10 protein-coding genes and 1 tRNA gene are annotated in these 12,737 nt (G+C 64.0%); 3 read left to right on the plus strand and 8 right to left on the minus strand.

Going from position 1 to position 12,737, the window contains the following annotated elements; genetic code table 11:
* Positions 1 to 7 precede the first annotated feature (7 nt).
* On the minus strand, positions 8 to 2,353 hold the full coding sequence (locus tag NUH88_RS05440; RefSeq protein WP_257770436.1) for a methyl-accepting chemotaxis protein: 2,346 nt from the start codon (positions 2,351 to 2,353) through the stop codon (positions 8 to 10).
* Positions 2,354 to 2,598: 245 nt separating this feature from the next.
* Here NUH88_RS05440 and NUH88_RS05445 point away from each other — a divergent pair.
* Positions 2,599 to 2,675 (plus strand) — tRNA-Pro (locus NUH88_RS05445).
* A 79-nt stretch (positions 2,676 to 2,754) separates the two neighbouring features.
* Here the strand turns inward: NUH88_RS05445 and NUH88_RS05450 are convergent.
* Complete coding sequence (locus tag NUH88_RS05450; RefSeq protein ID WP_257770437.1) at positions 2,755 to 3,741, minus strand: hypothetical protein; 987 nt, start codon at positions 3,739 to 3,741, stop codon at positions 2,755 to 2,757.
* 421 nt (positions 3,742 to 4,162) lie between these two features.
* Between NUH88_RS05450 and NUH88_RS05455 the strand changes: the two genes are divergently transcribed.
* Positions 4,163 to 6,982: a DUF4347 domain-containing protein gene (locus NUH88_RS05455; RefSeq protein WP_257770438.1), complete on the plus strand. Its 2,820-nt coding sequence runs from the start codon at positions 4,163 to 4,165 to the stop codon at positions 6,980 to 6,982.
* Between the two features lie 9 nt (positions 6,983 to 6,991).
* Here the strand turns inward: NUH88_RS05455 and NUH88_RS05460 are convergent, their stop codons facing one another.
* Both NUH88_RS05460 and NUH88_RS05465 read right to left on the minus strand, forming a co-directional pair.
* The gene (locus tag NUH88_RS05460) at positions 6,992 to 7,684 is read right to left on the minus strand and encodes an HTTM domain-containing protein (protein WP_257770439.1); all 693 of its coding nucleotides are present in this window, start codon (positions 7,682 to 7,684) and stop codon (positions 6,992 to 6,994) included.
* Complete coding sequence (locus tag NUH88_RS05465; protein WP_257770440.1) at positions 7,681 to 8,145, minus strand: hypothetical protein; 465 nt, start codon at positions 8,143 to 8,145, stop codon at positions 7,681 to 7,683. The genes NUH88_RS05460 and NUH88_RS05465 overlap by 4 nt, the downstream gene beginning before the upstream one ends.
* Positions 8,146 to 8,331: 186 nt before the next feature.
* Here NUH88_RS05465 and NUH88_RS05470 point away from each other — a divergent pair, with 186 nt between their 5' ends.
* Positions 8,332 to 9,078, plus strand: coding sequence for a class I SAM-dependent methyltransferase (locus NUH88_RS05470; RefSeq protein ID WP_257770441.1), 747 nt, complete (start codon positions 8,332 to 8,334; stop codon positions 9,076 to 9,078).
* A 58-nt stretch (positions 9,079 to 9,136) separates the two neighbouring features.
* On the opposite strand, the gene NUH88_RS05475 is transcribed toward NUH88_RS05470, so the two are convergent.
* The 4 genes from NUH88_RS05475 to NUH88_RS05490 form a co-directional block, all read right to left on the minus strand.
* The gene (locus NUH88_RS05475) at positions 9,137 to 9,688 is read right to left on the minus strand and encodes a hypothetical protein (protein ID WP_257770442.1); all 552 of its coding nucleotides are present in this window, start codon (positions 9,686 to 9,688) and stop codon (positions 9,137 to 9,139) included.
* A gap of 172 nt (positions 9,689 to 9,860) precedes the next feature.
* Complete coding sequence (locus NUH88_RS05480) at positions 9,861 to 10,541, minus strand: esterase/lipase family protein (protein ID WP_257770443.1); 681 nt, start codon at positions 10,539 to 10,541, stop codon at positions 9,861 to 9,863.
* A gap of 3 nt (positions 10,542 to 10,544) precedes the next feature.
* Positions 10,545 to 11,657 (minus strand): NAD(P)/FAD-dependent oxidoreductase, encoded by a 1,113-nt coding sequence (locus NUH88_RS05485; RefSeq protein ID WP_257770444.1) that lies wholly within the window; start codon positions 11,655 to 11,657, stop codon positions 10,545 to 10,547.
* A gap of 79 nt (positions 11,658 to 11,736) precedes the next feature.
* Entirely contained in the window at positions 11,737 to 12,705 is a 969-nt protein-coding gene (locus NUH88_RS05490) for an MBL fold metallo-hydrolase (RefSeq protein WP_257770445.1), read from the minus strand.
* Positions 12,706 to 12,737 lie beyond the last annotated feature (32 nt).

Consider the following 12,737-nt stretch of genomic DNA (forward strand, 5'->3'; position numbering starts at 1 on the left):
CCGTCGGTCAGACAGCACCCGTTGCCCTGAGAATAGCATCCTTATTGGTGCCGCCATCGTGGAAGGCGAGGTTGACCAGACCTTCGCGCGCGGACGCGATCCGACATTTGATGCCGCTGGCGACGCCTTCGATCGATACGGTCCCGTCCGATCCTGCTGCGATCTCGGCATCGGTTTCTACCCGGCATCCCCCAGCCGACAGATCCACCACCGTCGCCTTGACCGCCGCACCGCCAAACCTTAGCTCGCACGCGATCCGGACGCCTTTTCGCTCATCCCGCCGGCGGTCCACATTCGGATCGGCCGAGCGGACCGACGCGATTACGGTGGAGCGCAGATCCTGGACCTGTTTCGCCACCTGTTCCGCGACCGTGGCGACTTCGGCGGCCCTCCGGCCAGTTGCGTCCGCCTCGTCCGTCACGGCGGTGATCTGTTCCGTCATCTCGCGCGATGCCGAAGCCGTCTCGGCGACATTGTGCGCGATCTCGTCGGTGGCGTTCTTCTGCTCGCCGACGGCATGGGAGACGGACCCGGCCACCTCCTCGATCTCCCGCACCTTGGCGATGATGTCGCTCACCGACCGGACCGCTGTCTCGGTCACGGTCTGGACCTCCGCGATCTGCTGGTTAATCTCCTCGGTTGAGCTACCGGTCTGGTTCGCAAGGTTCTTCACCTCGCTGGCAACCACCGCGAAACCTTTGCCGGCCTCGCCGGCGCGAGCCGCCTCGATAGTCGCATTCAGCGCCAGCAGATTCGTCTGCTCGGCGATGTCGCGGATCACGGTCACCACCTCGCCGATCCGCACGACGGCGGATTGCAGCTCGTTGATGGTCTGTTCGGTCCCCGCACCGAGATCGGCCGCGTCCCGGATGATATCGGTCGCGTGGCCCATCTGGCTGCTGATCTCGTTGATCGATGCGGTCAGCTCTTCCGCCGCACTCGCTACGGTTTCCGCGTTGGCCAGAGCTTCGTGGGCTGCCGCGGCGACGCTCTCCGACCGACCCGTCACCTGCTCGGCCGACTGGCCCATCTCGCTCGCAGCACTGCGAAGCTCGCCTGTGCGCTGCCCGATTTCCTCAGCGGCGGTCGACGTCTCGCCTTCGACCGTGTTGGCCATGGCGCGGAGCGACTCGGCACGCTGCTCCTCGGCCCGAGACTGCTGCTCCATCGCCGCCCGCTCGAGCCGTTCGCGTTCGCGCGCCGCCTGCAGGAAAGTTCCGGCGGCCCGGTTCAGGCTGCGAACTTCGGTCGGCCCTGAACTCTGGGAGTCGATGTCGATATTGTCATTACCATTTGCAATCGCGAGCAGGGTATCCGTGATACGCCCGAGCGGGCCGGTCGTGGAGCGGATAATCACCCAGGCGGCGACCGAGGCCAGCACGAGCGCAGCGAGGTTCACCAGGAGCAACTGGATCATTTCCACGAATTGCGCGTCGATATGGCCCTGAGCGTCGGCGAGGAGCTTGTCCGAGATTTCCACCTCGACCTGCTTCATCAGATTGATCCGCTTGGTCGCCGTCGCAAACCAGTCGACGCCTGCAATTCCCTGTGTATCGTTGCTCGACGGAAGATCCACGAGAACCTTCTTCCAAGCTTCGTACTGCTCTACATCCGGCCCGGTCACGATGCGGTCATAAATCTCTTTCTCACCGGCAATCGCGAAGATCTCGAACTCGTGCAGGAAGATCTGCTGGCCCCGGACGAAATTCAGGAACCGTGCGTAAAGCGCCGGATTGCCGAAGTTTGTATTGAACACGCCGGCTCCGATGGCGCGCTCCAGTCCCGCATTTTCCTTCGCCCAGACCAACGCACGTAGCGCTAAAAGTTCCTGGGAGATTTCCGGATCGGGGCTGGCTTCTTCTGCAATCGCGATGATGTCGATCAGCTCACGGATCACGCCGGAATAATACCCGACATTCTGCGCGACGCTCACCGAGGCCGCATCGACCCCCTTGCGGTGCGCGGCGATATTCGCGAGAGCGCTTTCCGCCCTGTCGAGGGCCTTGTGAACATCGTCGAGATGTTTGCCGTGCAGCGAGTCGTCCTTGCGGAACTCCACGGCGAAGGCCTCGAAACGCGCCAGTTCCCCATCGCTGGCGCCCCGTGCCTTGGCGACGCGTTGCGCGGCGCCTTCACCGCCGGTGAGCAGGCCGACGGATGTCCCGCGCTCGATCTGAAGCTCGTGCACCAGAGCTCCGGCGCGCTTCGAGAGTTCCCCAAGCGGAATCAGCGCCTTCAGTCCGTTGTAGGTACCGAGCTGCATAACCAGCAGGAACAGGGTGACGGCGGCCAGGGCCGCCAGTGGAATCACCGCAATTAGTGCAATCCGCACCCCTAGCTTATTGAAGTCCATCTCGCGATCCCCGCTGCTTCCGAGGCCCTTGCCTCAGCTTCCGTTCGACAGGCCAGGAACCGTTTCCGTTTCCTGCATGCGACGAAGTATCGCAAGGCCGCTGAACAAACAGTTAATACGATAGTATTCTTGCGGCAGATCAAAAATTCGGCCTGCTGGAGGTCGGCGCGGGCCCTTTGCAAAAAAACAGAAATCACCGCTTGATGCGGCTTGGAGGCCACGCTATATAGCGCCCTCCCATCGGTCGGGGAGTAGCTCAGCCTGGTAGAGCACTGTCTTCGGGAGGCAGGGGCCGGAGGTTCGAATCCTCTCTCCCCGACCATTTAAACTTCCTGCAACGCGAATAGGAAGATAACGTCTGCCCGTCACGTGTGCCGCGGCTCCGCGTCTTGCGCGCGCCGTCAGTCGGCAGAGCGTTCGGGGGCGTTCCCAAGAGCCGAAACCGCAGACGCGTCCGGCACGGCAGGCGGGGCGCCGAGGATCTTGCTCGCCATCGCGTTCATCACAGAAACCGGCGCCTCGATCAGGCCACGGTCCCCGTCGCCGGCGAGAAACTTCATTACGTCCGGCGCAAGATCCGCCGCCCGGTCCGCGTCCATTCCGAAATCGACGAGGCACTTGCTCAGCTCGTCCGGAACCAGGTTGAGATAGCCGCCACTCCGTTCCGGCGCCGCCCAATCATCCGGCAGCCGGAAACTGGCGATGCGCGCCGCGATCGGGCGCATCTCGGCATCCTGCAGGGTCACGCCGCTGATGATCCCGAGCATCACGGTGCCCGGCGGCGGCGGCAGCGCGTAGGTCATGTTCAGCATGTATTCCTGATCCGGACTGAACATCATCGCCGTCAGGTTCCGGCCGATGCGGCGAAACGTTCCGACGACCTGCAGGTCACCCCAGGGCAGCCGTTCGACATAATCGATGTCGAGAACGCCCTCCTCGGTCGCTGTCACGGTTGTCTCGCCACAGACCAGACAGCCCGGCCGGTGCGGCGACCAGGCGCGGGAAAACGAGACGTAGCGCCCGACCAGATAGGCCGGAGGCGGATAAGCCGAGATGGCTGCGGCACCGGCCACCTTGGGATTGGCGTCGGCGGCCGCCACGGCGGGCAACTGATCGCCGTAGTGCCGCGAGAGCCGGCGATAGAACCGGTCGTAGCTGCAGGTCCGAAGCTCCTCGCCGCTGATATCCAGTCCGAGAAGCCGCACCAGATCGTCATAAACGCTGGAATTCCGTGGATTGGAGCGCCCCTTGATCCATTTATAGGCCCGCGCGGGATCGTAGCAGGTCTCCGGATTGACGGCCTTGATCTGCGCATAGAGCGCCTTCTGCGTATCGCACCCGGTGACGCGCATGATCAACCGGAGCTTCTCGGCAAAACTCCTGGTCATGGCGACAATCTCCGTCCCCCATTGGAGGCTGGGTAAAGATTGGAAAAATTGGAAATTGCACGCATCTGAGCCACGTTACGAATATACGGGATCGCGAAGCCAATGTGAACCGCCATCACGAATCGCATGAAACCATTAATTATCTGTAAATATTGAATATTTCCCCTCTCAACGCCCAATAATTTCATCGCAAAATCTACATAAATGCGGACTTTGGCCGGCCGGGAAACACCCCCGAAATCGTCATCTTCGGAATTTCCGATTTTTCCAAACGCGTCCCGGATCGAGTCCGCATAGCTTTCCGGCGGCGCCGTCCTGGGCCGCCCTGCACGCGTGGTGCGACTACGGACCGGCTCGGCGTTGCACGGAAACCGGACCTGAAAAGGCCGGCGCCGCTTCCCTCTCGACCGGAGATCCCGACTTGCCCAATCTGCCGTTTCTCCCGCTCATGACGGGGCGTCCCGTCCTTGACGCCGATCCGGCTGCCCTCGCGGTGATCGACCCGGCGGTGCCCCACGCGGACCGTCTGGTCGAGGGCGCGGCGCCCGATATCGGTATCGCCCGCCCGAGCGTGGGCATGGGAGACGCGGTGGCCGCGGCGCTGGCGGATGCAGGCACACCCGTCGAAACCCTGCACCTCGTCAGCCACGGCGCGCCGGGGCGGCTGACGCTCGGTGGCCGGTCGCTCGATGCAAGGGCGCTGGCCGAGCGCGGCCGGCGCTGGCGCCGCCATCTGGCGCCGGGCGCGACCATCGTGCTTTACGGCTGCTCCGCCGGGCGCGGAGATGCAGGACGCACCCTCGTCCGCAAGCTCGCGCGGGCGACCGGCGCGCGGGTCCTCGCCTCCTCGACGCCGACCGGCGCCACCGATCGCGGCGGCGACTGGCGCTTCGATGTCGCCTCGTCCGGAACAAGTTCATCCGCCGCCAGCGCCTTCGCGCGCGCGCACGACACCTGGCCCGGCCTGCTCGCCAACGTCTCGAACACCAACGATTCCGGCGCCGGCTCGTTCCGCTCCGTGGCCACGACGAGCAACTCCATGAACGTCACCCTGACCGGCACGCAGACCGTCACGCTCAACTCAGGCCCGGTCGTCGTTCCAAGTTCGGCTTCTGCGCTGTGGGATTTCAACAGCGTCGATATCACGTTCGAAGGCGACGGCATTGTCTTCAACAATTCCAATGCCATCAGCATGTACGGCAATGATGGCATTCTTAATATCACCTTCAACAACAACCTGTCGGGGGCCGGTGACCTGACTTTCGGCTCTGCAGGCACCGGCAACGATCAGACGGTGACCCTCGGCGGCACCAATTCCCTCACCGGGACGATCAGAGTCGCGGCGGGCGACACGCTGTCGATCGCGTCGGACGCCAATCTCGGGGACGCTACTGTCAGATTGGACCGCGCAACCCTGACGGTCACCGGCGCGACGACCATCCACAACGCGGTCCAGCTGAACCACGCCGACTCCGCGATCAATACCGCCGCCGACGTGACGCTCTCCGGCACCCTCTCCAGCACCGGCAACCTGACCAAGACCGGCGCCAGCACGCTGACCCTTTCCGGCACCAACACCTTTAGCGGCACCACAACGGTCTCCAGCGGCACGCTCTCGGTCTCCGCCGACAACAACCTTGGCAGCGGCGCCGTCACCCTCAATGGCGGCAACCTCACCGTCACCGGCGCCACGACCATCGACAACGCCGTCGCGCTCTCCTCCAACGCGACGGTCACCAACAGCGCCGACGTGACGCTCTCCGGCGTCGTCTCCGGGGCCAACAACCTGACCAAGGCCGGCGCCAGCACCCTCACCCTGTCCGGCACCAACACCTACAGCGGCACCACCACCGTCACCGGCGGCACGCTCTCCGTCTCCGCCGACGGCAATCTCGGCACCGGCGCCGTCACCCTCAACGGCGGCAACCTCACCGTCACCGGTGCCACGACCATCGACAACAGCATCGCGCTCTCCTCCAACGCGACGGTCAGCAGCAGTGCGAACGCCACCGTCTCCGGCGTCATTTCCGGCACGAACAATCTCACCAAGTCCGGCACCGGGACGCTGACCCTCTCCGGTACCAATACCTACAGCGGCACCACCACCGTCGATGGCGGCACCCTTGCCGTCGACGGCTCGCTGACCGCCAGTACCGTCACCGTCTCCTCCGGCGGCACGCTCGGCGGCTCGGGCAGCATCAGCGGGGCGGTCACAATCTCCTCCGGCGGCACGCTTGCCCCCGGCAACAGCCCGGGCACGCTCGCCACCGGCAACCTCACCCTCTCCTCCGGCTCCAAAGGCAGCTTCGAGATCAACGGCACGACGGCGGGGACGAACCACGACCAGATCGACGTCACCGGTTCGGTCGACCTCACCGGCGCCACGCTCTCCACCAGCTTCGGCTTCACCTCCGCCACCGGCGATGTCTTCACCCTCATCGCCAATGACGGCGCCGACGCCATCACCGGCACCTTCTCCGGCCTCGCCGAGGGCGCGACCTTCAATGCGAACGGACGCATCTACAAGATCAGCTATGTCGGGGACACCGGTAACGACCTCACCCTGACGGACACGGGAGCAGTGCCCGCTTCCGCCACCATTACCGAGCCGATCGTCGGCACGGAGGCGGACGAGCGGCTCATGGGCGGCAGCTTCATGGACACGATCTCCGGACTCTCCGGGGACGACACACTGAGCGGCCGGATCGGCGACGATCTGATCTATGGCGACGGCGGGAACGACCTGCTCTACGGCAATCGCGACAACGATACGCTCTGGGGCGGCGGCGGCAACGACACGGTCTATGCCGGGCAGGACGACGATCTCCTCTACGGCAACCGGGATGCGGACCGGCTCTGCGGCAACCGCGGCAGCGACACGCTCTATGGCGGACAGGGTGACGACATCCTCTACGGCAACCAGGAGGACGACCTGCTCCTCGGCAACCTGGGCGGCGATACACTCTATGGCGGACAGGGCAACGACACGCTCTCCGGCGGCGCCGGCGACGATGAGCTCCGGGGCAACGACGGAGCCGACAGCTTCGTCTTCTCCTTCGGCGACGGCAACGACACGGTCGCCGATTACGACAGGACCGAGGGCGACGTCCTCCGCTTCGAGGCCGGAACCGGCGTCACCTCCGCCAGTACAGACGCCGGCCTCCTCCTCACCGCAGGCGACACCACCGTCACCCTCACAGGCGTTACCGCACTCGCCGACGTCGACATCGTCTTCCAGTAGGGACGCGCGTCAGGACCCCAGCAGGTCCAGACGCGCCTGCAGCCAGATCAGCGACGGATAGGAAGCGACCCAGACCCAGACGAAGCGGTTGAAACCGAACAGAACGAAGTTTGCGACGTGGAAGGAGAGCGCGAGCGCGAGGCCGGCATAGAGCGCCGGTGCGGACAGCAGCGCCAGCGGGAAAAGAAGCTCGAGCAGGATCACCGCCCAGGACATCACGAAGAGCAGCCGCGGATATTCCGCCCAGCCCCGGGTCGCCTTGCTCACCGGATAGACGGAGAAGGCGAAGACATCGCGGAGCGCCTGGCCCGTCCGCCAGTCCCGGTAAATCACCTTTGCCCAGCCGGACTTGAAGTATGAAAAGGTCACCTGCAGGGCGAGATAGGCGAAGATATATTCCCGCCAGTCCGGCACGGGCACGAAGTGGACCGCGGCGAGGCAGGTGATCAGCAGCATGCCGAGGAGATCGCTGCCGCCGTTATAGGGTCCCTGAAAGCGGTGCAGCACGAAGAGCACATTGACGAAAAGCGCAAGGCAAACCCAGTCGGTCTGCACCCCGGCGAGCAGCAGCACGGCGAGCACGAGACGCAGGAGATAATGCGGCCGCTCATCCGGCAATCCGAATAGATGCTCGAGGCTCTGCTGGATCAGCGCGATCGCGAGCAGGATCTCCGTCGAACGGATCGCGACCTCGAGGCTCATCGGTCGGCCGGATCGACGGTCTGGACGGCAGGGGAAACGAAGGCGACGTCACGCCGCACGGCGCCCTCGAAGCGGCTGACGAAGACCAGCCGGAAGCGGAAGAACGGCGAAGCGGCCTCCCCGGCAGATCCGGAGAGAATGTCGGCGCGCAGGCGACGGCGGAGCTCCCGCGTGCAATGCTCCGTCTGGCCCTGAATCAGGCGCTCCGCACAGTTCGCGTAGAACAGGGTCTCGTTCCAGGCCGCGTTCCAGAAGAAGGATATCAGCCGGTCCCGAAAGGAAAGCCGTGCTGGCCTCGGCCGGCATTCATGCCAGTCCGCAGTCTCGTCATGCGGCGTTTTCAAGAGGCAATACTCGACCCGGGGCGACGGCCCGATGACGTCGAAAAAGCGCCATGACGGGAACAGAGCGGGGAGGAGAAGTTTGAAGACACCGAGAAATCGCAAAATCAGATCCCGCACTTTCGCCGCCCGCTCGGAGCGATCGGAACCGCTCGTCCGAAAATACCGCATTTTGCCGCCGCAGCCTTATCAATCCGTAAAATGAGAATAATTGAAACAGAATGCGCGAGGCTCACGTTCACATAGCGGCAAGAATATTGTAACAGGGCCAACGGTCCGATTTGCCCACAAGCGGAACGACATCCGATGACGCTCTACAACCGGGAATTCTACGAGGCCATCAAGGCAAGCGCGGTCCGATCGGCGCGGGTCATCGTTCCGAAGGTGCTCGAACTCACCGGGCCGGTCCGCTCCGTCGTCGATCTCGGCTGCGGTCTCGGCGGCTGGCTCTCGGTCTTTCGCGAACACGGGGCGAACCGTGTGCTCGGACTCGATGGCGACTACGTGCAGCGGGACATGATGGAGATGGACGACGAGGATTTCCGACCGACCGATCTCGCACAACCGATCCGGTTCGACGACAAATTCGATCTCTCGATGTCGCTGGAAGTCGTCGAGCATCTGCCTCCGGACCGCGCGGACAGTTTTGTTGAAGACCTGATACGCATGGCCCCTGTGGTGCTGTTCTCGGCCGCTGTTCCGGCGCAAGGCGGCGACGGTCACCAAAACGAGCAATGGCAGCATGTCTGGGTGGAGAAATTCGCCACGCATGGCTATCGCGCGATAGACAGCTTGCGCCCGGACATCTGGAGCAATACCGAGGTGAGCTGGTGGTACCGGCAGAACCTGCTGCTCTTCGCAAGCGACGCGGCCATTGCCGAACGCGCACCATTGCGGCTCGCTCATGAGCAGACGGACCTCCGCCAGGTCTCAACGATCCATCCGACCGCCTATCTCGCCCGCGTCAGCTTCTTCAAGAAGGCCTATAGCGAGCTGCATGCGGAGAAAGAGGAGCTCAGGGCGAGACTGGCCGCTTTGGAGGCAAAGTCCTGAGCTTCGTTCCTTGCGTCACTCGCCCCCTCCCGCTCCGGAACTGCTACCGCTTCCGGGCCTAGGTCGACCGATGGAGGCCGAGCCCGGTATCGCGGCCATGGAGAAATTTTTTCCGCGACATCGCGACAGGATCGAGCGTGAACCGGGCAAGCGCAACGAATGCGAACGTCTCAGCCTCGATCCTGTACGGACAGATGAGGCGTTCGATCTCTTTCACATAATCGTATTCGCCGATATACGGCCCGCGCGAATAGATCGGACAGCGCCTCAGAACGGTGAGCCCGAATTCGCGCGCCATCACGCGCTTGTTTTTCAGCGGCAAATCCGCGAGGTAGCGCTTCGCCGCCGGAAAGCCGTTGTGACGTTCGATTGCCTGCCCCACGACTTCGTAGAAAAAACGGCGAGGCGTGCCGATCAGTTTGCAGAGGATCAAATGACTGATCAGGGCGGGCGGCATGTCCAGAACGTCGAAGCAGGCATATGCCGGGAAGTCGTCCTGACTCAAAGCGGCGCTCGATTGCCAGTGCCGCAGAAGCGGGAAGAAAAACTCAGGAATGTCGCCTCCCGTACCCGGGAGTTCCCGGCGCTCGACCGTGTCCAGATATTTCATTCCCGCACGACTTCTTTCCGGCTGCGTGACCTGAGCCCAGCCTTCCCGACCGCGATCAAGCCAGCATGAACCACACTCCCTTTTTACCTCAAGATTGAACTATTCTTAAATGGTTCAATTATTGGATCACGCGCAGTCATCTCGACCGAACGGCGCCGGAGTCCACAGAAAGTCAGCTTTTCCGGTCGAATTGGCCGGTCTTCAGGAACGCCGAAATCTGCCTTAGCACGACCGGCCTCCAGGGGATCAGGGTATGGGTCGCAGCGACCGTCATATGCGCCGCCATTCCCGGCAGTTTGGTACGCTCCACCGCGACCCTCCCGTCATGGCGGCCACCGAAAAGGAAATGCGCCGCGGGGTAGAGCCAGCCGCTTGTTCCGGCGATGATCCCAAGTTCGTAGTACGGAGTTTCGACATCGGCACGTTCCGCCGTGGTCAGTTCCTGTCCCGCCGGACCGTAAAACCAGCGATAGAGCCTGTTTCCGTGCAAGAAATCAGCGACCTCGCTGCCACCATGGGGCGGAGCCAGCATGACGACCCGGCCAAGCTTTTCCTCCGGGAACGCATCGCGATATTTCGCGAGATAGCGCGCGGCCACCAGTCCGCCCATGGAATGGGTGACCAAATGGACCCGGCCGGGGCCGTCCCAGACGCCTTTTTCGTCAAGCTCCGCTGCCAGCCTGTCGGCGAGTGCGTCGAGATCAAGCGCGGTTGAGGGATAGGTCAGCGAAAGCGGCTCGAAACCTTCGCGGCGCAGGAACCAGGCGACGGCGCCCATATTCCAGGCCGTCTGAGCGATCCCGTGGAGGATGACGACTCGGTCCCTCGCAGCAACGCTCGCGCCGCCCGCCATGATCTAGCCGAACCGCCCGAAAGCGAAAGGCTCCAGCAGGCGCGGCTTGGTGCCGTCCAGCACCCAGTCGCGCATCAGTTCCGCCACCGCCGGCGCGATCGCCCAGCCGTGGCCGGTCCAGCCGGCGGCGTAGAGCACGTGCTCGTTCCCCGGCAAACTGTCGATCACCGGGATCTTGTCGATACATTCCGCCTCAAGGTGATCGGTGTCGGCGGTCTCGACCTCGAGACCGTCGAGCGACGGATAGACCGCGACCGCATCGGCAACGTTGAGATCGACTTCTTCCTGAATAGGCGTGCCGCGGCCGGTCACGTAGTCCCAGCGCCCGGGACGCCCGCCCGAGATCATCAGCCGCCCGTCCGGTTCTCGCTTGAGCGAGAGGGTCCGGCTCGCATGGCCGACCAGGTGACGCACCGGATTGTGCGCGAGCGGCGCAGAGACCGCGACGAGGAAGGCGCGGCTCCAGAGCGGCAGGTCGATCCAGGGCGCGACAAGGGGTTTCACTCCGGCATTGCAGAACAGCAGCAGCTTGCCTTCGACCGGGATCTCCTCCCCGTCGGCAGTCTGGACGGCGCTGACGCGGCCGTCTTTCTCGATCAGTCGCGCCGCCGCCACGCCCTCGCGCAGCACGGCGCCGGCGGCCCGCGCCTTCGCTGCATAGGCCAGAGTCGTCGCCTTGTGGAAGGCGACGCCGTCGCCGGGGCAATAGAGCCCGCCGCGCACCATCGGCGCGACCTCCGGTTCGAACTCCCGCACCTCGTCGTGACCGAGCACCCGGCTCTCGATCCCGAGGCGGGTCTGCAGGGCTGCGCGTACTTCCATCGGCGCCAGATCGACCTCTCGCTCGAAGAGCTGGATCTGGCCCGTCGTCTCGAAGAGCGGGTCGGTGTCCAAGGTCTCATGGAGAGCCGGCCAGATCTCCCGCGCCCGGACCATGAGCGGGATTTCCCGCTGGTCCCGGCCGTTCGCCCGGACACCTCGGCGCCCCGGACCGCCCGAAGCCCCGGAAGCGATGCTGCCGGCCTCGATCAGCTCGACCGCCTCGCCCCGCGAGGCAAGATGCCAGGCGACGGCCGCGCCATAGACGCCGCCGCCGACAATGATGTGTTTGGACATGAAGCCTCTCCGGAACGGGATATCCCCTCACCTATAGGCGAGGAGACCGGCCCTGTCGAAGCCCGGAGCGGAACGGGAGCTATTCGAATTCCATCTGCTCGTAGACACGGCCCGCATTACGCGTCGCCAGTTCCTCGAACGTATCGAGATGCCGGTAGGGCGACTGATCGACGTAATAGGCGTCGGCGAGGGACCCGCCGGCATCGAGATGTGCGCGGATCTTGCCGCGAAGATAGACGAGGTAATCCTTCGTGTAACGCCGGACCTGATCCATGTTGGTCGGATGGCCGTGTCCGGGGATAACGTAGGTTGCGTTCAGCGCCTCGAAGCCCTCGTCCCAGCTTACCAGCCAGGCCGCCGTATCGGTCTCCTCGAAGATCGGCAGCATCCGCTCGTGGAAGGCCATGTCGCCGGAAATGACGAGGCTCTGTTCCGGCAGCCACACCACGGCGTCCCCGGGAGAATGAGCCGGACCGAGATTGAGCACCTCGATCGGGAAACTTCCGAATGCGACCCTATAACTCTCCTCGAAAGTCTCGTCGGGGAGCACGACCTCCGTGCCATCCGCCTTCTCCTTCTGGATCCGCTCCGCCGCTGCGAGACTGTCGTAACCGGTCGCCCCGAACTCTTGCGCGGCCTCCTCCTGGGCGACGATCTTCACACCCTGCGCACGCCAGTAACTATTGCCGAGCATGGCATGTCCCTGCCCGTTCTCGTTCACCACGAGACGGACCGGCTGATCGGTTACCTTTTTGATCTCCTCGTGCAGCGCCTCGGCGAGCTTCCACGACGCGCCGCCGTTGACGACCACGACACCTTCGCCGGTCAGGATGAAGGAGAGGTTGTTATTGTGGCCGCTGTTCTCGTAGGTCGGCGGCGCGGTCGCACCGATGGCGGAGAACACGTTCGGAATGAACTCCACCGGCTTCGAATAGAGCACCGAGCCCGGATACTGGTCCGGAATGTCCTGGCTGGCCTGCGCTGGCGCGGCTGCGCCGAACAGAAATGCGAACAGCGCCGGAACGGCGCGCATGAAAATCCCGATCATCGAATAGGTTCCCTCCCGCGGGTTTGTAGCCG

Source organism: Nisaea acidiphila, assembly GCF_024662015.1.
GTDB classification, from domain to species: domain Bacteria; phylum Pseudomonadota; class Alphaproteobacteria; order Thalassobaculales; family Thalassobaculaceae; genus Nisaea; species Nisaea acidiphila.